Origin of the sequence: Stenotrophomonas panacihumi, assembly GCF_001431645.1 — a bacterium.
Taxonomy (GTDB): Bacteria; Pseudomonadota; Gammaproteobacteria; order Xanthomonadales; family Xanthomonadaceae; genus Stenotrophomonas_A; species Stenotrophomonas_A panacihumi.
In genome coordinates, this window is record NZ_LLXU01000120.1 from 33,331 (window position 1) to 56,105 (window position 22,775).

The window sequence follows — 22,775 nt, forward strand, 5'->3', positions numbered from 1 at the left end:
CCGCTACCGCTTCAAGCCGGACGCCTGGCCCCATGCCGACGTCCGGGCACGTCAGGCCGGCTTGACGCCGGTGAGCTTCCGCTTCAACAAACCCTTGGCCTTCTCGACCAGGTCCTCGCCTTCCAGGTTCACCACCGGCAGGTAGGCCACCCGTTCAACGGGAATGTTGTGCAGCGTCCACACGTTGAGCAGCCGCTCACCGAGGAAGCCGAACACGCGGCCCTGGTACGGGCCATATTCCTGCCACGCGATGCGCTTGCGCATCTCGAACAGGATGTCGAACAACCATCGGCAGTACGCGTCGAAATGGGCTTCGCGCATGACGAACATGTTGTAGAGCGAAACGCGCGTGCGCGAGAGCGTCTCGTCGAACGCATGCAGGTACTCCGGCGACCGTTCGCGGATCACCCGCTCCAGCGCCACGAGATCCTCGCCGTTGTGCGCATTCTGGTAATGCTTGCGCACCGACTCGATCCAGTAGTTGCGCGGCCGCGAGAGCACGATGTCGTGCCGCGCCAGCAGGCCGGAGAGCTCGGCGGACGTGGCCACGCGCTGGCCGGCCACCTCCACGCCCTCGCCCAGCGGGCGAAAGTGGCGCCGGTAGTGCGAGAGCCCATAGGCTTCGGCACGCACGTTCTTCCACATCCAGTACAGGCCGGTGAGCTCGCAGAACGAGCGGTTCAAGTCCGAGATGTTCTCGCCGCTATCGTCGCCGGCGAACGGCAGTGCGGCCGGGGCGATCGCGCGCCCGACCTGCACCGGCAGGTAGCCTTCGTCTGCCGGAAACTCGTAGGCCTTGTGCGCGGCCACCATGATGGCGAGCTTCTTCATGGTCAGATCGGCTCCACGAAGAACGCCGGCGCCGGCGTGCCCTGGCGCACGTGCTCCAGGAAGGCATCGGAGGCGGCCAGCGCTTCGGCGATGGTTACGTCCATGTCCAGGTAGCGATAGGTACCCAGGCGCCCCACGAAGGAGACCTTCTGCTCCTGTCGCGCCAGCTCGATGTAGCGGCGCAGCTGGGCCTGCTCCTCGACCAGGCGGATCGGGTAGTACGGAATGTCATCCGGCCCGCAGGCACGGCTGTATTCCTTGAACGCGATGGTCTTCTCGTGAGTTTCCCACGGCGAAAAATACTTGTGTTCGGCAATGCGGGTGAACGGCACGCCTTCCTCGCCGTAGTTCATCACCGCGCAGCCCTGGTAGTCGCCCTCTGCTCGGATGGGTTCGAAATCCAGCGTGCGGTATCCCAGGCGGCCCTCGCTGTAATCAAACCAGCCATCGATCGGGCCGCTGTAGAAGACATGGTCGTAGCCCGCGGCGGCATCACGTCCCAGGCGGGTATCCAAGCTGACGGTGATCAACGGATGCGACAGCATGCCTTCCACGAGCGAGGTATAGCCGTCGCGCGACATGCCCTGGTACTTGTGGTTGAAGTAGTTGTCGTCGTAGTTGAAACGCACCGGCAGGCGCTTGAGGATGCTCGCCGGCAACGTGCTCGGCGCCAGTCCCCACTGCTTCTGGGTGTAGCCCTTGAAGAACGCCTCGTACAGATCACGGCCGACGAAGCGCAGCGCCTGCTCCTCGAAATTGGCGGGATCGACGATGCTGCTGTCGCCCAGCGAGGCGAGCAGCTCGCGCGCCTGTGCGGGCGCAAGCGTCTTGCCGAAGAACTGGTTGATCGTATGCAGGTTGATCGGCAGCGAGTACACCGCGCCACCCACGGTCGACTTCACCCGGTTCACGTAGGGCATGAAGGTGCCGAACCGGTTGATGAACTCCCACACCCGCTCGTTGTCGGTATGGAAGATGTGCGGGCCGTACTTGTGCACCATCACGCCGGTTTGTTCGTCGCGCTCGGTGTGGCAGTTGCCCGCCAGGTGCGAACGCGCGTCGACGACGTGCGAGGCAATGCCGGCCTGGGCCAACTGGTGCGCGATGACGGCGCCGGAGAAGCCCGCGCCGATGACAAGAACCTTTTTCAAACCTCACCTCTCTCGGCGAATCTGCGCGAAGCAAGAACCAGGAATGCTGCCGAAAAGAAGGCCAGCGGAATGAAGTACTGGAACAGGAAGTAGGTCCCCATGAACGTCATGGAGAACAGCAGGAAGCAAAAGAAGTAGATCGAGAGATCGCCCATGTACGGGTCGGCGGCGCGCACGCGGCGGTAGCGGCGACTGAACCACATGAACGCCACCACGAAGCTCAACAGCGTAAGCGGTACCCCGTACTCGACCATCAACAACAACGGAATGTTGTAGATGTGGAACTTCCCGTTGTCGAGGTACGCCTGGATCTCCCAGTTGCCATAGGAGAAGCTGGGAACGTACTTCTCCACGCCCTCGTGGTACAGCTGGCGTCCCCAGCCCCAGATGGGGGCTTCATGGATCATGCCGAGCGCGACAATGATGCTCGCCGACCGCGTGTTGGTCGACGTGTTGTCCATGTTCGCCAGCTTCTCCACGTACTTGGTGTACATGTCCGAACCCATGATCGAGCCCAGGACCACCGGCAACAGGACCAGCACGCCGATCGCCAGTGCATTGATCGCCACGCGCCAGGACTTCCGGATCCACCAGATCCAGCCCAGGGCAAGGGCCAGCATCAGCAGGCCACTGGAAGACTTGCTCACGGCAAGGAACAACAGCACCAGCAGCATCATGACGCCCGAGCCCGGCCGGCGATACTTCAGCGCCGCCAATGCGAACGGGACGTACAAGGTGGCGAACGCCAGCATCAGGTTCGGCGTTTCCTCGAAGGTGCCGTTGATGCGGAACTCGGTCGTGGCGTAGGACCCCTGGCGATAGAAGAAGTGCACATCGGCCTTCGACGTCGCGAACGGATCCCACCGGGCTTCATAGATCGGCGCGAGCAGGTTGTTCAATGCGCCGGCGGGCGTGAAACCGTAAGCAGCCAGGCCCTGAAGGACCATGAAAGGCAGCAGGACGTAGAAGGAGATCTCAACGCTCCTCAGCATGCCGTCGCGGGTGTGTTCGTAATCCCGGGAAAACTTGATCGAGAATATCTTGAACAGCATGTTGAACAGCAGGAATGGAAACAGCATGCCGGTGCATGCGGAAACCAGGTCCATGAGGCCGGCATCGCGGTGTCGAAGCTCGATGGACAGGACCTGCTGGAAGCAGAAGATGAACGCCACTGTCCAGAACACCACGCCTGGCAGAGCCTTGCGGGGGCGGCGCAGGAACATCAAGACCCACTCGGCCGCGATGTACCACGACACGAGGATCTGCCCTTGGTAGAAGGGCACGAACTCGAGCACCTTCTTCTGGATGAGGGTCACCGGCAACAGCCATTTGACCCAGATGTTGGAGAACCGCATAGGACGCCAGGTCAGTAGGCTCGGCCAGCCAGGCCGAGGGACAAATAGGATTTATCGAGCGACACATCCACCATCGAATGGTCCGGCTTGCGTCGGTCTTCGGGCGGCAACCGAATGTAATCGCCATAGACGCCCGCCAGGTACTCGTCATATCCGGAGGGCCCCATGAACCGGTAACCCGCATAGTCGAATGCATGCTGGCCATCGAAGACCGCGCGCCGGCAGACCTCGCGCATCCCCCATCGGCCCAGCAGGTTGCCGACGTATTCGGAGGATTCGTAGGGCTTCAGCCGGAGCACCGCATGCAACGTCGCGTGCAACGTCGACTTCGGCACCAGGTGGGCCAATGCACCCGCCAGGCGCCGGCCCAGCAACGTCCAGCGCCCCTGCTTGGCCGGCGCGTAGGCGCCACAACGACAGGCGAACAATGTCTTGAGCGCACGCGCCGCGCGCACGTGGAGCTGCTGCGCAAGGTGGTTGCGGAAGGTGCCGTCGATCGGGAACACGTCCACCCAGACGCCGCGAACGAACGGGACGGCGAGCGACTCCTTTACCGTCGTGCTGCCGTCATAGCACTTGGCGAATGCGTAGATGTAGTCGGGATCGCTCTCCAGCGTGGAGACGACATGCGGCATGCCGATCTCGCGCGCCAGCGCCACGAACCGGTCGTAGTCCGGGCGAGGCATGCCCAGGTCGATGTCATCGTCCCAGGGAATCGGGCCGCCATGGCGCACGGCACCGATCAGTCCGCCACCGATCAGGTAGTAGCGCAGGCCATGTTCGCGGCAGAACGCATCGATGCGATCCACCGCGCGCAGGATCACCTGCTGGATGCCCTGGATGTCCGCCGCTTCGCTCATTTGATGTTCTTCACATCGAAGATCTGCCCGGTGTATTCGGACAGCAGCACCAGCAGCGACTTCTCCGCCACTTCACGCGCGGACAGCAGGCTCCCCGCCGGCTCCACGCCGAACGCGCGCGTGCGCATCGGCGTCGCGGTCCGCTCGGGATTGATGCAGTTCACCCGCACGCTCTGCGAATGCCACTCATCGGCCAGCGCCTGGGTCAGGTTCACGATGGCGGCCTTGGACGAGCTGTACAGGCTGTACATCGCACGCCCATAGGTATACGAGCTCGAGGTGAAGTTCAGCAGCTGGCCCTGCGACGCGCGCAGGTGGTCGAACGCCACCAGCGCCACGTTGACCGCGCCGACGTAGTTCACCTGGATCGCGTGGGCGATATCCGCCGCCGCCATGTCCACCAGCGGCTGGCGGTGCAACACGCCCGCCGAGTTGACGATGTAGTCGATCCGCCCATGCGCGGCCTCGGCGGCCTTCAGCGCCGAACGCACGCTCTCGATATCGGTGATGTCCGTGCCCGTGCTGGTGCCCAGCGCGACCACGCGGGCCTGGTAGGCCTCGGCCACGCGGGCCATTTCTTCACCGATGCCACTGGTGCCACCGAACACCACCAGCACCTTGCCCTTCAACCCGGACAGGGTGAACTGGATCTTCTCGCGCGTCTCGGCCAGGGTCGAGCGCAGCTGGCACAGCTTGTCCAGCACATGAAGGTCTTCCTCGTAGGTCAGCTTCATGTTGCTGGTGTCGCCATCCACCAGGTAGATCTTCTCCTCCGGCAGGTACTTCAGCACCACGCCGCAATCGTCGGTGGTGACGAAGCCCGGATCCTGCAGCGCGCGCTCGTAGGCCGCCTCGATCGTCGCGTGGGCGAACGCCTGCGGGGTCTGGCCATTGCGCAGCACCGCGCGGTTCGGAATGTTGGCGATGGTGTTGGTGACGGGATCGGCCATGATGATCGTGTCGGTGGTCTTGATGACCACGTCCACCGCGTTGTACTTCCCGAGCGCGGCGACGACCTCGTCGATGATCTTCTGGCTGAGCAGCGGGCGCACCGCGTCATGGAAGATCAGCTGGACGTTGTAGTCCTTGCAGTAGTGCTTGGTGGCGCGGATCGCGGCCAGCGAGGAATCGTAACGCTCGCTGCCGCCGGCGATGACCGAGCGCACCTTGCTCAGCCGGCTGGACATCACCGTCTGCTCGATATCGGAGATGCAGTCCGCGTTGGAGACGATGATGATCTCGTCGATCGCCTGGTTCAGCTGGAACGCCTGCGCGGCATGCTCGACCACCGGCTTGCCGGCGAGCTTCATCATCTGCTTGGGCTTGTTGAAACCCGTGCGGCTACCCGTGCCACCGGCAAGGATGACCGCAATGTTCTTGACCTGCTTCATTTCGTACCTGCCACGGAAATACGTGTCTTGAAATAGGGGCGCGCGAAGTGGATGCGCCAGAGCAACGCACTGACTTCTGCCGCAAGCACCGCGCCCACCACGGCCAGCGCGGAGAACCAGTGGCCGGCATACAGCACGGCCAGGGCGAGTACCTGCACCAGTCCGGCGAACACGACGCTGCGGTTGGCGGCCGATGCATTGCCCATCGCGCCCAGGAAGGGATAGCCGAGGAGAATGGAGGGAATCGCGGCGCCCAGCGCCAGCATGAAGACGAAGAACACGCCGTAGCTCTGCGCGTATTCGGGGCCGAACACGAAGCCGATCAGCCAGGGGCCCAGGATGACGCCCAGCGCGATGCCCACCACCGCCAGCGCCGCGGCCGCGGCAAACAGCTTCTTGAACAACGCCACGTCGCGATGGCGCGCCATGTGCGGATACAACGCCTGGGTCACCGGCGAGTAGACGGCGATCGCACCGCGATAGAACTGTTCGGCCACCGAGTACAGCGCGACCTGCGCCGGCGTGGAGAACGTGCCGAGGAACAGGATGGCGCCCGCGCCATAGCTGGCGACCGCCAGGCGCGACCAGAAATACTCGGTCGAAGAGTGGAAGATCTTCCAGGCATAACGCCAGCTGGTCCAACGCGGCCAGACGCCGGCGCGACGAACGAATGCCAGGCCGATAGCGGCGGCCAGCAGGTGGCTGAGACCATTGAACCAGGCCACCAGCTCCAGGTCGCCCGCATCACGCGCCAGCAACAGGGTCAACGCGACGAACGACAGGCGCGAGGCCAGGACGTAGACGGTGATCGACCCCATCCGCTCCAGGCCCTGGAACAGCCATACCGGCTGCAAGGTGATGCCGATCACCGACAGCGAGAGCACCCAGAAGTAGTCGCGATGGGCGGCATACTCTTCGCGCAGCAGCGGATAGGCGAACACGCAGGCGGTGGCGAGCACGCACAGCGTGATCTTGCACGCGTACACCGCGCCGGCGATGCGCTGGATGCGCGAGGTGTTTCCGCGCGTGCGCGCGATCTGGTACACCGCCGACAGGCCGAACCCGTAGTCGGTGAAAATCGTCGCCACCTGGATGAAGGCGATGCCGAGCGCGAACAGGCCATAGCCGTCCTTGCCCAGGGTGCGCGTCAGGAAGGGCGCCAACAGCAACGGCAGCAGGGCGTTGGCCAGCTGGATGGCAAACAGCGCCCCGGCATTGCCGGAGATCTTCCTGAGTGCGCCGCCACTCATCGTGGCGCGCTTCGTCGCGAGGGGGCGTGCACCGCCCGGAACCCGTACTGCATGGCCAGACCTAGTACGCGTTCTTGTGCACGAACCCCTTGAACAGGGTCATGATCACGATCTTGATGTCGAACCACAGCGACCAGTTCTCGATGTAGAACAGGTCGCACTCGATGCGCTTGTGCAGGTCCGTCGAGCCGCGCCAGCCGTTCACCTGGGCCCAGCCGGTAATTCCGGCCTTCACCATGTGCTTCTTCATGTACGCAGGGATCTCGTGCTTGAACTTGTGCACGAACACCGGGCGTTCCGGCCGCGGGCCGACGATGGACATGTCGCCCTTGAGCACGTTGATGAACTGCGGCAGTTCGTCCAGGCTGGTCTTGCGCAGGAAGGCGCCCACGCGCGTGGCGCGGCTTTCGCCTGCCTTGGCCCACACCGCGCCGCTGCCGGTCTCCGCATCGACGGGCATCGAGCGGAACTTGAGCATCTGGAAAGTGCGGTTGTTCCAGCTCATGCGTTCCTGGCGGTAGAACACCGGGCCAGGCGAGCTGAGCTTCACCGCCACCGCGATCATCGCCATCAACGGGGCGATCATCAGCAGGATGCCGGCCGCCAGCACGCGGTCCTCGACGGCCTTCAACAGGCGCGCCTTGCCCTGCAGCGGCGTCTGCTGCAGGTTGATCACCGGCAGGCCGGCCACCTGTTCCACCGAGTGGTTCAGCAGGTGCATGCCGAACATGTCCGGCACGAACTTGATGTCGGCCGTCGCATGCTGGAGCTGGCCCAGCGAGGCGGCGATCTCCGCCTGCTCGCTCATCGGCAGCGCGATCCATACCTGGTCGATGCCGTGGCGCTCGACGTATTCGCCCAGGGCATCCAATGCACCCAGCGCGCCCACGCCCTCGAGCTGCCCGCGGTCGGCGCAGGTGGCGAACCAGCCGCGCACGTCGATGCCGGCCCAGGCATTGGCACGCAGCGTGTTGACGATGTGCTGCGCATCCGGGTTGGCGCCGACGATCACGGCGCTGCGCAGGTCCATGCCATGCGCGCGCACCCAGGCGGCGCCGGCACGCACGACCAGGCGCAGCGCGAGCACACCGGCGAAGCTGACGCCAAACCAGCCGCCCAGCCACAGGCGCGAGACGTCATCGGTGACCTGGATCGCCGCCGCGTAGGCCAGCAGGCCGCCGAAGATCACCACCCACTGCAGCAGCAGCTGGGCGGCTTCGGCCAGCAGGCTGCGGCCACGCCAGCTGCGGTAGAGCGGCGAGGCACCCAGCACCAGCAGCGCGAACAGCACGGTGATGCACACCAGCCGCCCATATTCCATGGGCAGCTGCAGGTTGCCGAAACGAATGGCATGGGCCGCCAGCGCGCCGGCGATGAGCACGAGCGGATCGCCCAGGCGCAAGAGCACGACAAAGGCCGTCGCGAATTTGTTGGTCGAACCGACGCGGGTCCCGAGCTGAAGCCGGAACGGCATGTACCACATGGCTTTCCCCCTAACCTATCCGTGCATCCGAGCAGCCAGGCCGACCTGCCGTCGCGGGCAGGAATGAAACTTCGACTTGGCGAATAGTTCGCCAAGCATAGCAAATGAGCGAGCGTTCACCAGTGCCAATCGTCGGGGTCGCGCTCATGGGTCGATGTACCCGACGTTGTCGAAGAAGAAGTCCCCGTTGCGCTCGCCGGTCATGGGGTACAGCGTGTACTTGCGCGCCAGGCGGGCACCGCCGTCGCGGATCAGCGGGTTCCAGAGCAGGGTCGCGCGGGCGCGGCTGGAGCGCGGCAGCAGGAAATCCATCGGCACCGAGACATAGATGCCCTTGTCGAAGCTGCCCTCGCCGAAATCCGCCGCCGAGACGTTGGTCTTGGTCGCATAGGCGCCCATGGTCACGCCGTTGCGGAACATGCGGGTCAGGTTGAGCGTCGCGCCCCAGTCCCCGGCCAGGTAACGGCCGGCCGAGGCCCAGGCCTGCACGCGCTGCTCGCCGCCGAAGGCGTAGTAGAACGTCGCGTGGCCGGTGGCGATGCGGTAATCGCGGAAATCGAAGCGCTGGTCGTAATCGCGCTGCTGCACCCAGTTGGCTTCCACGCCGAACGCCCAGCGCTCACCGAACGGGCGGTACAGCACTTCGCCACCGACGCCGCCGTACATCGGCTCCAGCAGGCCCGCGTAGGCCATGCCATAAAGGTCCGGGCCCAACGCGCGCACCGTGGTGAGCTGGAAGTTCGGCAGGGTGATGTCGGCGGTGGTGGCGTACAGGCGCAGGTCCGTGCGCACGCGCGGCAGCTTGCTGGGCGCGTCGTAGCGGAACTTGTCGAAGTTGTTGAGCAGGTTGCCGCTCACCGTGCCGGTCAACCAGGTGCCGGGGGTGAAGGACCAGTTGCCCGAGGCATTCAGGCTCACCTGGTAGAGGATGAAGGCATCCGGGCCACCCATGATCTGGCCGTAGCCCGGGGCAAAGCCACCGCTGAAGCGGGGCGGCTTGGCCTCGTACACGACGTCGCCGGCGCGCGAGCTGCCCGGGCGGTTCAGTTCGACATGGCGCGAGAGCGTGGACAGATCGATGTCGCGGCGGTCGTAGGCCTCCAGCGCTTCACGCGACACGCTGCTCTGGGCAATCGGCAGGCCCAGGCGGGTGTACTCCACGCTGTACCAGTCGATATCGGCGGTGGTGCTGTTGTCCAGGACGCGGGCGGCGCGGCCGAGCCCTTCGGGCGTATAGAAATAGCGGCCCTGCTCGCCGCGCACGATGATCTCGTGCTCGCCGACCTCGATCTGGCTGACGTTGATGCCGGCGTTGCGATTGAGGCGCTCGGCCACGTCATTCCACGACTCGCCGGGCCGCAGGGCGGCATCGCGCTGGCGATCCGGTGCCCACGGCTGTGCCGCGGCGGCCGATGCAGCGCGCTCGGGTGCCGGTGCCGCCGGAGCGGCCTCACGCGGGCGCAGCGGCTCCTTCGGCGGATCCAGCCAACGCGGCTGGCGCTGCGCGGTGGCCAGGTTGCCGCGGAAAGTCACCGCGGCCATCAGTTCGTTGCCGCGCTCCCAGCCCACCGCCAGCTGCAAGCCCGGCGTGACGCGGTAGTGCAGGCCGACATTGATGCGCGAATCCTGCTTGAGGCGCTTTACACGCGGCTCCTGGTCGTAGTCGTGGCCGTCGTATTCCACCTTGACCAGCAGCGGCTCCCACGGCGTCTGCCAGGCAATACCGCCGAACACGCCGACCGGACCGCGGAACATGGCATCGCTGTTGAGCTGGCCGGCGCGCTCGACTTGCGGGCGCGTCTTGAAACGATCGTCGATGGCGACCAGGGGATTCTCGAAGTCGCCGTTGCTGCCCAGATAACCCGTGGCCGCACCCAGGCTCGCATCCACAGGCCCGAAACGCTTGCTGAGCACCATGTACTCGCTCGAGAACAAGCCGGTGCCGCCCAGATCGCGCATGCCGAAGGCGACATCCGGCAACCAGCGGCTTTCCTTCCACAGGCGCAGCTTGAAATCGACCGACTTGTCCTTGTAGTTCTGGTCGCCGCTGAGCCATTCCGGGCCATAGGGCACGCCCGCCACGTTGATGTAACGGAACGAGGCTTCCAGCCACGGGAACGGCTGTAGCGACAGGTTGTAGCGGCTGTACGGCGAGACATGGCTGGCCGTGAAGCTCAGCTCACCCTCGGGCGCCATGCGCGCCACGGGCGTCTGCAGCAGGCCCGTGCCGCCCCATTCGCCCTGCGTCGGCGCGACTTGCGCATGGAGCTGGCCACTGATCGCCAGCGCGAGCAGGCTCAGCGCCGGAACCACGCGAGATGAAAGCATCCGCCGGCTCATGGCGTGGCCACGGGCAAGACCTGCGTGGCGAGGAACGCCGCGAGGTCTTCGTTGAAGGTATCGGCCTGGCCACGCAGCAGGCGTTCGTCCAGCGGCACGTAGACCACCGCACCCGGCGCCAGTGACTGCGGCTCGCCGCGATTCCAGGCGGCGATGCCCAGCTGCTGCACCTGCCCATCGGGCTGGATCACGAACAGTGCGTTGGGGTCGGCGTCGGCATCGGGTGCGCAATCGCGCAGGTAGGCCCGCGCATCGCGCAGTGCCTCGTGCTTCAGCGTGCACGACTGCGCCACGGCACCCACGACAGTGACGGTCGTCGGCCGCGGCGGATAGATGAAGCGATCACCCGCGGCAAGCACGCGGTTGCTCGCACGATCGGCCTCGAGCCGCCGCGGATCCAGCTGGCCCATGACGCGACCGGTCACCGGCAGCGATTGCACCCAACGGTGCAGGGCTTCCGAGCGCGCGCGCAATCGCGCGTCGCTGTCGCGGGCTTCAGCCAACGCCTGCAGGTCGAACAACAACCCCGCCTTCAGGCGGCGCTGCGCCGGCTCGGCCTGCACGCGCAGGGCGGCGGCGGCCAGCGGATAGCTGGACTGCGGGTCCGGCATCGCCGACAGCACGGCATCCGCGAAACGGCTTCCGGCCGGCAGCCGGATCGTGCCGGGCTGACGTACTTCGCCGGCCACCTGCACGTCCACGCTGGCCGCCATCGACGGCAGCGCATGCACCAGCAACAGGCCCAGCAGGCAGGCGCGCAAGCGCATCAGCGTGCCCTCCCGCGATAGGGCTTGAGCACGACGATCTCGAGTTCCGCGCCGGGCGCGATCATCTGCCGGCTCTTGCGGATATAGCCGGTGTCGGCTTCGGCCCAGTACACGTTGCGCGCACGCACGCCGGGGCCGCTCAGCGTTTCGTCGTAACGCACCAGCGCATGCGACGTGCCCAGGATGTCGACCTGTTCCAGCTCGCCGCGCACCAGTTCACCGGTGACCGGCACGCCGAAGCGGTAGCCGGCGCGCCAGTCGTAACGGCGCTGCACGACCACCGGCCGGTCGCCGACCTGCTGCAGGTGCTCGAACGGGTTGTCGCCCTCGATGCGCATGTCCTCGAGGTCGACCGACAAGCCCTGCGTACCGGCGAGCTGGCCATCGCGCAGGAACACCACGTGGCTGCCGGCGAACCACGACAGGCGGCCGGCATCGTCGTTGCCCAGCAACATCAGGGCGCGGATGCCACCGCCTTCGACGCGCAGCTGCGCATACGGGTTGGCCGCCACGGCGGCGGCGTCGGGCGTGGGATCCGGCGTGCCGCGCAGGATCGTGCGCGCAGTCTGGAAGCCGGTAAGCGAAACGGAGTTGCAGCCGCCGATCAGCAGCGCGGCCGCGCACACGCACGCCACGCGCCACCGCCACCCGCCGAAGGCGGGCGTACCGGGGGCGCTGGCGGGCGCTGGCGCGCCGCCACGCAGGGGATCGCTCGGGTACTGCAAGGCGATCCCTTACTTCAGGTCCGACGTGGCGCTGGCCGCGTTGCTGAGGATGCCGGAGAACGGCAGCAGCTGGGTCACGAAGCGGCTCCAGCGGGTGATGCCGGCGGCGCCGACGAACACCACGTCGCCCGGCAGCAGCTCGAACTGGCTGGCCACGGCGAAGGCGGCCGGGGAGCGCGCCTCGAGCTGGTACACCACCGACGGCGCCTGCTCCAGGTCATGGCTGCCGCGGATCACGTAGACCGCGTTGCCATCGGACGTGGACTGCGCCAACCCGCGCGAACGACCCAGCGCCTGGCTGAGGCTGATGCTGCCGGTCTTGAAGTTCTGCGCACCCGGCAGGTTCACCTCGCCGACCACGAACACTTCCTTCGCATCCAGGAACGGGATGTAGATGTGGTCGTTGGCCTTCAGGTAGATCGGATTGCCGCCCAGCGAGGTCAGGTCGAGCGAGTAGGTCACGCCGTCGCGGGTCAGGCGCACGCCGGACAGGTCGGCCTCGGCCGGGTTGAAGCCGGCGTTGCTGACGGCATCGTTCAAGGTCAGCGGCACCACCGTGAGCGGTACCACGGCCGAACGCGCGGTCGCGCCGGTCACCCAGACGCGCTGGCTGGCGTAGGTGAGCACCGAGACGTCGACCTGCGGGGATTCGACGTAGCGCGCGAGCTTGGCAGCGAGTTCGTCGCGAAGCTGGTTCGGCGTCATGCCGGCCGCGGTGAGCTTGCCCACGTAGGGATAGAACAGCGTGCCGTCACCCTGGACCAAACGGCCAGCGGCATTGAGCGCCTGCTGCGGGCCCGCCGGCACGGTGAGCTCGGGATGTTCCCAGACCGTGATGTACAGGATGTCGCCCGCGCCAATGCGATAGGGCTGCGGTGCGTACGCGGTGAGCGCATCCGGAATGCCATTGTCACCGCGCGCGGCGCGGTCCATGGCGATCAATTTCGGGGTAATGGCGACCAGATCGATCTGGTCGTTGCCTTCCGTACGGATTTGCGCCGGGCCGGGCGCGGTCTTGGCCAAATGTTGTCCGGGCGACCAGACACAGGCGGACAGGCAGGACATCGCCACCAGGGCGATGGCGAAGGGGCGCAAGGGGTTCATCTTCGTTCCGATACAAGCGGCTGCTGTTGCGGCAGCCGTTAAAAAGCCCGCCGGGTCGTCCCCGACGGGCTGTCAGGACTACTAGCGCAGGCTTAGTTGGTGCCGGTGGTGCCGGTGCTGCCCGTGGTGCCGGTGGTACCGGTACCGCCGGTGCCGCCCGTGCCGCCACCGCCGCCGCCACCATTGCCGCCGCCGTCGTTGCCGCCGCTGCTGTCGTTGCCGTGGCCGTCGCTGCCGCCGCTGGCGGCCGCCGCGATCACGCCCGCGGCGATGACGCCGCCGACGACCAGAGTGGTGGTGCTGACGCCACCGGCGGTGGCACCGCCGCTACCGGCGGCCGCACCGTCCTGGGTGGCTTCGGTGGCGGGCTTGGGGGCCGCAGTCTGGGCAAAAGCCATGGACTGCGCGCCCAGGAAGGCAAAGGCGGCCACGGCGGCCAGCGAGAACTTCATGTTCATGAGGGATCCCCATCCAGAAAAGTGAGTAGCGGATGAACATTAGGTGTCATCCCGGTGTCATGTCAATTCCGGAAAACCCCTACAACCGTGAAAAGTTGGGATATGCGACGAATGTCAGCGAATCTGACATCGCGGGGTCAAGCGCTTCAGGTACACTGCGCCGCTTGTCCGGCGCTTTACCTGGGCCGGCAAGGGGGAAGCGTCAGCGGAAGACGCATGCGCGTAAACAGGGGTCGTAGTGTTCAGGAAAGTGCTGTTCGTCTGTATCGGCAACATCTGCCGAAGTCCCACCGCCGAGGTCCTCATGCGCCACCACGTGGGCGCCCGTCCCGGCGTGGAAGTCTCTTCGGCTGGGCTGCAGGCCCTGGTCGGCCGTCCCATGGATGCCACCGCCGCGGAACTGCTGCGCGAGGCCGGCCTGGATCCGGATGGGCACCGGGCACGCCAAGCCACGCCTTCGGTGCTGGCCGCGGCCGACCTGATCCTGGTGATGGAACAGTCCCACCAGGCACGCATCGCCCGCGAAGTCCCCCAGGTCAGCGGCAAGACCTTCCTGCTGGGCAAGTGGGAGAACCGCGAGGTGCCGGACCCGTATCGCCAGCAGCGCATCGCCTTCGAGCATGTCTACGGACTGATCGACAGCGCCGTCGCCCGCTGGGCACCCCACATCAAGTAATCGCCGCAAGGCGTCAGCGTCAGAACCAAGCCAGAAGCCATGACCAAGCAAACCGGTACGCGGACCAACCGCGATGAAGACGAAATCGACCTGCGCGAACTGCTCGGCGTTCTCGTCGATCGCAAGTGGTGGATCATCGCCACCACGCTGGTGTTCCTGGTACTGGGTACCGCCTATGCATTGCTCGCCTCGCCGATCTACCAGGCACAAGCGATGGTGCAGGTCGAATCCAAGATGCCGAGCATCCCGGGCCTGGCTGATCTCACCTCGCTGACCGGCAGCGGCAGCACGGCGGCCACCACCGAGGTGGCGTTGCTGACCTCGCGCACCGTCGTGGGTACCGCCGTGGACAACCTCCACCTCGATACCGAAGTCGAACCCAAGCGCTTCCCGCTCATCGGTGGCTTCCTCGCCCGGCGCTTCGAGGCGAAGTCCCCTGACGAGCTCGCTCCCCCGAGCTTCGGCATGTCCCGCTACGGCTGGGGTGGCGAGACGCTGGAGATCCACAAGCTGGAGGTCCCGCCCGCGCTGATCGACGAGTCCATGACGCTGGAAGTGGGCGAATCCCCTGACAGCTTCGTGCTCTACGACAACGATGGCGAGGAACTGCTGCGCGGCAAGGTTGGCGTGCCTGTGAAGGGACGCACCACCACGCTGGAAGTAGCTTCGTTGCGCGCCAATCCCGGCACCCGCTTCGAGGTGGTGCGCAGCCGCCGCCTTGATGCCATTGCCAAGCTCCAGGAAGAGATCAAGGCGGAGGAGCAGGGCAAGGAATCCGGCATCCTGCAGATCACCTACGAAGACAAGGACCCGCTGCGCGCCGAGGCCCTCGTGCAGAACGTGGCCGAAGCCTACGTCCGCCAGAACGTGGAGCGCAGCTCGGCCGACGCCGCCGCCCAGCTGCAGTTCGTGCGCGACCAGCTGCCTTCCGTGCGCAAGCAGGTGGAAGACGCACAGGCCGCCATGGCCGCCTACCAGTCGCGCGCCAATTCGGTCGACATCACCATGCAGACCAAGGGCCTGCTGGAACAGGAAGTCGCCGTCGAGACCAGCATCCAGCAGCTGCGCCTGAAGCAGGCGGAGATGGATCGCAGCTACACCCGCGAACACCCTGCCTACCGCGCGCTGCTCAAGCAGATCGGCGACCTGGAATCGCGCAAGGACGGCTTCCGCCGCGAGGTCAACGCCCTGCCGGACACCCAGCAGGAACTGCTGCGCCTCACCCGCGACCTGCAGGTCAGCAACGAGCTGTACACCGCCCTGCTCAACCAGGCGCAGCAGCTGGACGTGGCCCGGGCCGGCACCGTCGGCAACGTGCGCATCGTCGACCCGGCGGTGGTGGACATCAGCGAGCCGGTCAAGCCGCGCAAGGCGCTGGTGGTGCTGGTGTCGCTGCTGCTCGGCGCGTTCCTGTCGATCGGCGCCGTCTTCCTCCAGCGCATGCTCAACCCCGGCATCGAAGACCCCGCGCAGATCGAGGAACTCGGCCTGCCGGTCTACGCGGCCATCCCGCTCAGCGATTCGCGCGCCCTGCCCAAGCTCAAGCGCACCCGCAGCGGCCAGCAGCGCATCGTCTCCGACGGCCGCTCGCACCTGCTCGCCGCCGCCGCGCCGGCCGACCTGGCGGTGGAGGCGCTGCGCAGCCTGCGCACCAGCCTGCACTTCGCCATGCTCGAAGCGAAGAACAACATCCTGGCCATCTCCGGTCCGCGCCCCGGCGTGGGCAAGACCTTCATCTCGGCCAACCTGGCCGCGGTGATCGCCCAGGGCGGCCAGAAGGTGCTGGTCATCGACGCCGACATGCGCAAGGGCACCCTGCACAAGGTGCTGGGCGTGACCCATACGCAGGGCCTGTCCGACGTGCTGGTCGGCAAGCTGGACGTGCGCGCGGCGATCCACGCCGTGGACGGCCTGGAGAACATGCACTACGTCGTGCGCGGCGACATCCCGCCGAACCCGGCCGAACTGCTGATGCACCCGCGCTTCCAGCAGATGCTGGAAGAACTGGCCCGCGAGTACGACCTGGTGATCGTCGATACCCCGCCGATCCTGGCCGTGACCGACGCCGCGCTGGTCGCCACCCATGCCGGCTCCAGCCTGCTGGTCACGCGCTTCGGCCTGAACCAGCCGAAGGAAATCCTGCTGACCATGCAGCGCTTCGAGCAGAACGGCGTGCAGGTGAAGGGTGCGATCTTCAACGCGGTCGAGAAGCGCGCCACCGGCTACTACAGCTACGGCTACTACGAGTACAGCGCTAAGGAAGCCTGAGGCTTCCACGCCGATGCATCCAAAGGGGCGCCGCGAGGCGCCCCTTTTTGTTTCCGCCATGCATCAACGCTCGCTTTCGCCTTCCACCACGGCGACCGGCTCGGCGGCCTTCGCCCCGTCCCAGCGCACGACGAACGCATCGCCCGCCGCGTCGCGTGGCAGCGCGCGTATGCCCACCTTTCCGTAGCGGCACAGGTCCACGTCCTCGTAGCGCAGCGTGCGGCCATCGGCAAAGGCGAAGCGCAGATCGTAGCGGCAGCCCTGGCGCCGCAGCGCGACGGTCTGGCTGTCGCCACCGCCCCGCAGCCGGTCGTCAAGCGGCACTTCGGTGAACGACGCGCTCGCATGCGGCGCAACCTGCATCGAGATGATGCTGTCGTCGGCATGGTTGACCAGTTGCACGTAGCGCGGCGGGGCGGCGATCGCCGCCATCGGCAGCAGGCAGGACAGGCACAGCGGGAACAGGCTCGGGCGCATGACGGCGATCTCCATTCGGTCGGGTCGGCCGCGCGGACGCGAGGCCTTGCGCGCATCTGGCGCGCGATCGACCCGCGCAGGGAACGGAAGCGGGACGGATCGTCGTGGCGGCGGGACGAAACGTAGTCCGGAGCCGGTCACTTTCCCGCCCCCGCCCCGCGTGCTTACGATGCCGCACGACCTGGAGGAGCCGCCGCCATGAACATCCGCCTGGGGCAGACCGAAGTCCCGCTAGCCCGTTACCTCGGGCTATGGACCCTCGTGGTGGTGGTCTTCGCGACACAGGGTCTGTTCCAAGACGCCCTGCTCCACGACAACGTGTGGTCGCCATTCGATTACCTGCGCTGGTCGGCGATCCAGTGGTACACCTGGGCCGCGTTCGCGCCGCTGGTATTCCGCTTCGGCGAACGCTGGCCATTGCCGCGTCCCCTGCGCCTGCGCTCGCTGGGCCGCCACTTCGTGCTGTCTTTCGCGCTCACGCTGATGGCGATGGTGGTCGGCGCGATCGTCAGCGCGGGCGAGTTCGGCGACCAGTTGGTCCAGTTCATCGGCAGGCACTTCGCCATCGGCATGTTCACCTACTTCGCGCTGCTCGCCGTGCAGCAGGCGCTGCACTACCGCAGCGAGAGCACGCGCCGCGAGATAGAAGCCTCGCGCCTGTCGACCGAACTGGCGCGCTCGCGCCTGCAGGTGCTCAAGACCCAGCTGCAGCCGCATTTCCTGTTCAACACGCTGCACGCCATCGTCACCCTGCTCGACGAGGACAAGCGCTCGGCCGAGGACATGCTGCTGCGCCTGAGCGAACTGCTGCGCGCGTTCCTGGAGGAATACGACGGCCAGGAGATCCCGCTGCGGCGCGAACTGGAACTGCTCGACCTCTACCTGGGCATCCAGCGCCGCCGCTACGGCGAGCGCCTCGACACCCGCATGTACATCGACCCGCAGGCGCTCGACTGCGCGGTGCCCAGCCTGATCCTCCAGCCGCTGGTGGAGAACGCGATCCGCCATGGCATCGGCCGCCATGCCGGCGGCGACTGCGTGGAGATCGAGGCCACCCGCGAGGGCGACACCTTGCGCATCGAAGTACGCAATCGCAACAGCGTGCTGGAATCCGAACAGTCGCCGCACCCGGAACAGGAAGGGCACGGCATCGGCGTGGCCAACACCCGGCTGCGCCTGCGCGAGCTCTACGGCGAGGCCGCCGAGCTGCGGCTGGACGTGACCTGGCCGCGCGGCGTCGCCTGCCGGCTGCGGTTGCCCGCGCATGAAATCGAAGCCTTCGACGACGCCCCGGAGCACGTGCCGGCATGAGCCTGTCGGTGCTCATCGTCGACGACGAGCCCATCGCCCGGCATGCGCTGGCGCGGCTGCTGCGCGAGCATGCCGACATCGAGATCGTCGGCGAATGCGGCGACGGCGCTTCGGCACTGGCCGCGATCCGCGCGCATTCGCCGGACCTGGTGTTCCTCGACATCCAGATGCCGGAGATGACCGGGCTGGAAGTCGCCGCCACGCTCGGTGCGCAGCTGCCTGCCACGGTGTTCGTTACCGCCTATGAGCAATATGCGGTCCGGGCGTTTGAAGCGAACGCGGTCGATTACCTCGTCAAACCCTTCAGCCGCGAACGCTTCGCGCAGACCCTGCAACGCGTGCGCGAGCGACTCGGCCGCGGCGCCGACGATCCGCGCCGCGTCGCCGAAGCCCTGGAGGCGTTGCGTCGCCGCGAGGACTACCTGGAGCGCGTACCCGTGCGCGTGGACGACCGCGTGGTGCTGGTACCGGTCGATGACATCGTGTGGATCCGCGCCAACCGCAACACCGTGGAGCTGCATCTGAAGGAGGCCACGCACGAGGTCCGCCAGACCATGTCGGCGCTGGCGGCACGGCTGGATCCGCGCCGGTTCGCCCGCGTGCATCGCTCGGCGATCGTCAACGTGCGGCGCGTGCGCGAGATCCATCCGTGGTTCAACGGCCACCACGTGCTCACGCTGGATACCGGCCAGCAGCTGCGCATGAGCCGGTACCAGCACGAGCTGTTCATGCGCCTGGTGACGACCGGCGGCAGCGAATGACGTCGCGCTGCCACCGGCCGCGGGCTCAGGCGTGCGCGGTGGCCGCCGACGTGTCGGCCCAGGTGGCGATGTCAGCCTGCACGCGGTCCAGCTCCTGGCGGGTGATATCCATCGCATCGGCGCCCACCACGAAGTGCACCGTGGGCCGCGGATCGGCCGCCACCGCGAGCAACGCATCGGCGAGCTTGTCCGGGTCGCCGGCCTGCTGGTGGCTGTAGCCGTCGTACTGCGAGCGCAGTGCGGAGGAGGCATCGGCGTAGTCGGCCACGCCCTGGTCGCCATAACGGATGGAGCTGTTGTCCAGGAAGTCGGTGCGGAAGAAGCCCGGCGAAACGCTGGTGACGCGGATGCCGAACGGCGCCAGCTCCGGCGCGAGCGACGCGGAGAAGCCCTGTACCGCGAACTTGCTGGCGCAGTAGACGGACGCGCCGGCAAAGCCCGCCAGTCCGCCCACCGAGGAGATGTTGAAGATCTGGCCGGCCCGCTGCGCGCGCATCGTCGGCAGCACCGCACGGGTCACCTGCATCAGGCCGAACACGTTGGTGTCGAACTGCGTGCGGATGGCCTCGTCGGCGATCTCCTCGAACGGACCAAGCTGTCCGTAGCCGGCGTTGTTCACCAGCACGTCGATGCGACCGAATCGCGCGAGCGCGCCATCGACCGCCTGCCGGACCTGCGCCGCATCGGTGACATCCAGTGCCACGGCGAACAACTTCCCGGCATGGTCACCGCCGAGCGCCGCCTCGACGGACGCCGGCCGACGCGCCGCGGCGACGACGTTGAAGCCGGCGCGCAGCGCTGCGCGCGCGATGGCCGCGCCGAGCCCGCGGTTGGCGCCGGTGATGAACCAGGTGGGGATGACGCGATCAGTGGGGTTGGTGGACATGGCCACACTCCTGTGGGGAACGTACGGCCAAGGTAGGCGCCACCCCGCCGGGCGCGGTAGACCGATTCCGGAGCGTTCTTGCACAATCCTGCCCACCTCCTCCACCGGCCCCACCCCCGTGGACACGCGTACCACGCTCGCATTGGACGAGCTTTCCGACCTGATCCATCGCCACGCCCGGCCCGGCGAGTTCGCCGCGTTTCCCGGCGCGATGCTGGTGCGCGCCGACCGCCCCAGCCCGGTCGTCTCGGTGGTCGCCGAACCGATGTTCTGCCTGGTCAGCCAGGGCGCCAAGCGCATCGTCATGGGCGAGCGCGCGCTGGCGTTCGGTCGCGCCGATTCGCTGGTGGTGACGATGAGCGCGCCGGTGGCTAGCGAGATCGTGCGCGCCAGCGCCGCATCGCCCTACCTGGCCGTGGGCTTCGCGCTGGATACCGCCTTGCTGGCGGAACTGCTGCTCACGCTGCCCGAGCCGGCGCCGGCGCGCGCCGCACCCGAGGTCGGCATGGTGGACCTGCAGCCGGTTGCCCACGACCTGCTCGACGCGGCCGTGCGCGCCCTGCGCCTGCTCGACCAGCCCGAGGCCGCGCCCGTGCTGGCGCCGCTCATTGCGCGCGAACTGCATTACCGCCTGCTCACCGGCCCGCATGGCGCGGTGGTGCGCGGGCTCGTGCAGGGCCGTGGCCTCAGCGCCCAGGTCGCGCGCGCGGCCGGGTGGATCCGCCGCCACTACCACCAACCACTGCGCATCGCCGAACTGGCGCAACTGGCCGCGCTGAGCGAATCCTCGCTGCATCGCGGCTTCAAGTCGGTCACCGGCATGACGCCGCTGGAATACCAGAAGCGCATCCGCCTGCAGGAAGCGCGTTCGCGCCTGCTGGTGGAAGGCAGCGACGCGGCGAGCGTCGGGTTCTCGGTGGGCTACAACAGCCCCTCGCAGTTCAGCCGCGAATACGCGCGCGAGTTCGGCCTGCCACCGGCCCGGGACGTGGCGCAGCTGCGCGCCGAATCGGGCGCGCTGGCCTATCCGGCCTGGTGACGCGGCTCAGTCCGCCGCGCCGTCGGCCAGTTCGTCGCGAGTCTGCGCGTATTCGCGGTTGAGATCCTGCGCACGCTGGTGGAGTTGCCGCCAACCCGCGCGGTCGTCGTGGCGCCCCGGCAGCGCCTCGCGCAGGAAACGGCTGGCCATCGCCTCGAAGCGGGCCGCATGGCCGCGCAGCGCATCGGAAAGCTCGAACGCGCCGCCGGAACGCAGCACGCTCCGGATCTCGCCGACGTGGACTTCCAGCCGGGCCAGCTCGCCCAGCGCCAGCCGGCGATCGGCCCGCAACGCCAGCGCCCTGCGCCGGCTCCACTGGCTGAAGAAGGTGCGCGTCGCACTCAGGTAGAGGGCATGCATGGCCGGGCACCATCGGGGCGGGGGCGGATGCGGCACAGGACACCAGATCGGCGTGGCGCGCGGAAATTCCCTGCCGCCATGACCTTATTCAAAAGGCCGCACGGCCGCCGGCACCGTCAACTCCAGACTATCAAGTACGGTTGACAGCCCTGCCCCCGCCGACCAGACTGCGCCGCTTCCCAAGCCGCCGACTGCCAGGTAAGCCGATGTCCGCCGAACTCCGCCACGACTGGCGCGCCGAGGAACTGCACGCCCTGTTCTCGCTGCCGTTCCCCGAGCTGCTGCACCGCGCCGCCGGCGTGCATCGCGAACACTTCGACCCGGCCGAGGTGCAGGTCTCCACGCTGCTCTCGGTGAAGACCGGCGGTTGCCCGGAAGACTGCGCCTACTGCCCGCAGGCCCAGCGCTACGACACCGGCGTGTCGGCGCAGAAGCTGATGGAAACCGACGCCGTCGTCGCCAAGGCCCGCCAGGCCAAGGCCGCCGGCGCCTCGCGCTTCTGCATGGGCGCGGCCTGGCGCTCGCCCAAGGACCGCGACATCCCGAAGGTGGCGGCGATGATCGCCGAGGTGAAGGCGCTGGGTCTTGAGACCTGCGCCACCCTGGGCATGCTCGACGCCGGTCAGGCCCAGGCGCTCAAGGACGCCGGCCTGGACTACTACAACCACAACCTCGACACCTCGCCGGACTTCTACGACTCCATCATCCACACCCGCCAGTACCAGGACCGCCTGGACACGCTCGGCCACGTGCGCGATGCCGGCCTGAAGACCTGCTGCGGCGGCATCGTCGGCATGGGCGAGACCCGCGACCACCGCGTCGGCCTGCTGCTGGCGCTGGCCACGCTGCCGGCGCATCCGGACTCGGTGCCGATCAACCGCCTGGTGCAGGTCGCCGGCACCCCGCTGCACGGCACCGAGCAGCTGGACCCGTTCGAGTTCGTGCGGATGATCGCCGTGGCGCGCATCACCATGCCGCGCTCGATGGTGCGCCTGTCGGCCGGCCGCGAGGCGATGAGCGACGAGCTGCAGGCCCTGTGCTTCATGGCCGGCGCCAACTCCATCTTCTATGGCGAGAAGCTGCTGACCACCGGCAACCCGGACACCGAGCGCGACATGGCGCTGTTCGAACGCCTGGGCCTGCGCCCGATGGCCATCGAGGTGGACGCCGCCGACCACGACCACCCCGGCACGGTCCACGCCGACATCACCTGCGCCGAGCGCTGCGGCCAGGCGGCCTGACCGCCCGCCCCCTGCCGCCCGGTCCCCCGGGCGGCAGGGGG

At 67.2% G+C, this 22,775-nt stretch carries 21 protein-coding genes; 6 read left to right on the top strand and 15 right to left on the bottom strand.

Annotated features, from left to right (window positions below):
* Positions 1-51: 51 nt before the first annotated feature.
* The 12 genes from ARC20_RS15335 to ARC20_RS18565 all read right to left on the bottom strand — a co-directional run bounded on the left by ARC20_RS15335 (position 52) and on the right by ARC20_RS18565 (position 13,715).
* Complete coding sequence (locus ARC20_RS15335; RefSeq protein WP_057648659.1) at positions 52-831, bottom strand: DUF4422 domain-containing protein; 780 nt, start codon at positions 829-831, stop codon at positions 52-54.
* Between the two features lie 2 nt (positions 832-833).
* Positions 834-1,982, bottom strand: a complete 1,149-nt coding sequence (gene glf / locus ARC20_RS15340; RefSeq protein WP_057648664.1) for a UDP-galactopyranose mutase — start codon at positions 1,980-1,982, stop codon at positions 834-836.
* Complete coding sequence (locus ARC20_RS15345) at positions 1,979-3,337, bottom strand: O-antigen ligase family protein (protein WP_057648667.1); 1,359 nt, start codon at positions 3,335-3,337, stop codon at positions 1,979-1,981. The genes glf and ARC20_RS15345 overlap by 4 nt, the downstream gene beginning before the upstream one ends.
* A gap of 11 nt (positions 3,338-3,348) precedes the next feature.
* Positions 3,349-4,197, bottom strand: coding sequence for a LicD family protein (locus ARC20_RS15350; protein ID WP_057648669.1), 849 nt, complete (start codon positions 4,195-4,197; stop codon positions 3,349-3,351).
* A complete protein-coding gene (locus ARC20_RS15355; protein ID WP_057648671.1) occupies positions 4,194-5,588 on the bottom strand; it encodes a bifunctional cytidylyltransferase/SDR family oxidoreductase in 1,395 nt (464 codons plus the stop codon). The genes ARC20_RS15350 and ARC20_RS15355 overlap by 4 nt, the downstream gene beginning before the upstream one ends.
* A complete protein-coding gene (locus tag ARC20_RS15360) occupies positions 5,585-6,838 on the bottom strand; it encodes an oligosaccharide flippase family protein (protein ID WP_057648674.1) in 1,254 nt (417 codons plus the stop codon). The genes ARC20_RS15355 and ARC20_RS15360 overlap by 4 nt, the downstream gene beginning before the upstream one ends.
* Before the next feature lie 61 nt (positions 6,839-6,899).
* Positions 6,900-8,246: an undecaprenyl-phosphate glucose phosphotransferase gene (locus ARC20_RS15365; protein ID WP_237642607.1), complete on the bottom strand. Its 1,347-nt coding sequence runs from the start codon at positions 8,244-8,246 to the stop codon at positions 6,900-6,902.
* Positions 8,247-8,465: 219 nt separating this feature from the next.
* On the bottom strand, positions 8,466-10,649 hold the full coding sequence (locus ARC20_RS15370; protein WP_237642608.1) for a YjbH domain-containing protein: 2,184 nt from the start codon (positions 10,647-10,649) through the stop codon (positions 8,466-8,468).
* An 8-nt stretch (positions 10,650-10,657) separates the two neighbouring features.
* Entirely contained in the window at positions 10,658-11,428 is a 771-nt protein-coding gene (locus ARC20_RS15375; protein WP_057648690.1) for a capsule biosynthesis GfcC family protein, read from the bottom strand.
* Positions 11,428-12,153 (bottom strand): YjbF family lipoprotein, encoded by a 726-nt coding sequence (locus tag ARC20_RS15380; protein WP_237642609.1) that lies wholly within the window; start codon positions 12,151-12,153, stop codon positions 11,428-11,430. Before ARC20_RS15380 ends, ARC20_RS15375 begins: the two co-directional genes overlap by 1 nt.
* Before the next feature lie 9 nt (positions 12,154-12,162).
* Positions 12,163-13,257 (bottom strand): polysaccharide biosynthesis/export family protein, encoded by a 1,095-nt coding sequence (locus ARC20_RS15385; protein WP_057648692.1) that lies wholly within the window; start codon positions 13,255-13,257, stop codon positions 12,163-12,165.
* A gap of 92 nt (positions 13,258-13,349) precedes the next feature.
* The gene (locus ARC20_RS18565; RefSeq protein ID WP_057648695.1) at positions 13,350-13,715 is read right to left on the bottom strand and encodes a hypothetical protein; all 366 of its coding nucleotides are present in this window, start codon (positions 13,713-13,715) and stop codon (positions 13,350-13,352) included.
* A gap of 238 nt (positions 13,716-13,953) precedes the next feature.
* On the opposite strand from ARC20_RS18565, the gene ARC20_RS15395 reads away from it, so the two are divergent.
* Entirely contained in the window at positions 13,954-14,391 is a 438-nt protein-coding gene (locus ARC20_RS15395) for a low molecular weight protein-tyrosine-phosphatase (protein WP_057648697.1), read from the top strand.
* A 39-nt stretch (positions 14,392-14,430) separates the two neighbouring features.
* Entirely contained in the window at positions 14,431-16,659 is a 2,229-nt protein-coding gene (locus ARC20_RS15400; RefSeq protein ID WP_057648699.1) for a polysaccharide biosynthesis tyrosine autokinase, read from the top strand.
* 63 nt (positions 16,660-16,722) lie between these two features.
* On the opposite strand, the gene ARC20_RS15405 is transcribed toward ARC20_RS15400, so the two are convergent.
* Positions 16,723-17,151 carry a hypothetical protein gene (locus tag ARC20_RS15405; protein ID WP_057648700.1) on the bottom strand — a complete coding sequence of 143 codons (429 nt, stop codon included), beginning with the start codon at positions 17,149-17,151 and terminating at the stop codon, positions 16,723-16,725.
* Positions 17,152-17,334: 183 nt separating this feature from the next.
* On the opposite strand from ARC20_RS15405, the gene ARC20_RS15410 reads away from it, so the two are divergent.
* Both ARC20_RS15410 and ARC20_RS15415 read left to right on the top strand, forming a co-directional pair.
* A complete protein-coding gene (locus tag ARC20_RS15410) occupies positions 17,335-18,447 on the top strand; it encodes a sensor histidine kinase (protein ID WP_057648704.1) in 1,113 nt (370 codons plus the stop codon).
* Positions 18,444-19,208: a LytR/AlgR family response regulator transcription factor gene (locus tag ARC20_RS15415; RefSeq protein WP_057648706.1), complete on the top strand. Its 765-nt coding sequence runs from the start codon at positions 18,444-18,446 to the stop codon at positions 19,206-19,208. Before ARC20_RS15410 ends, ARC20_RS15415 begins: the two co-directional genes overlap by 4 nt.
* Positions 19,209-19,233: 25 nt before the next feature.
* On the opposite strand, the gene ARC20_RS15420 is transcribed toward ARC20_RS15415, so the two are convergent.
* Positions 19,234-20,094 (bottom strand): oxidoreductase, encoded by an 861-nt coding sequence (locus ARC20_RS15420; protein ID WP_057648708.1) that lies wholly within the window; start codon positions 20,092-20,094, stop codon positions 19,234-19,236.
* 118 nt (positions 20,095-20,212) lie between these two features.
* Between ARC20_RS15420 and ARC20_RS18045 the strand changes: the two genes are divergently transcribed.
* Positions 20,213-21,133, top strand: a complete 921-nt coding sequence (locus tag ARC20_RS18045) for an AraC family transcriptional regulator (RefSeq protein WP_057648711.1) — start codon at positions 20,213-20,215, stop codon at positions 21,131-21,133.
* 6 nt (positions 21,134-21,139) lie between these two features.
* Here ARC20_RS18045 and ARC20_RS15430 read toward each other — a convergent pair whose 3' ends face one another.
* Positions 21,140-21,493, bottom strand: a complete 354-nt coding sequence (locus ARC20_RS15430) for a hypothetical protein (RefSeq protein ID WP_057648712.1) — start codon at positions 21,491-21,493, stop codon at positions 21,140-21,142.
* Between the two features lie 206 nt (positions 21,494-21,699).
* Between ARC20_RS15430 and bioB the strand changes: the two genes are divergently transcribed.
* Positions 21,700-22,734, top strand: coding sequence for a biotin synthase BioB (gene bioB / locus ARC20_RS15435; protein ID WP_057648713.1), 1,035 nt, complete (start codon positions 21,700-21,702; stop codon positions 22,732-22,734).
* Positions 22,735-22,775 lie beyond the last annotated feature (41 nt).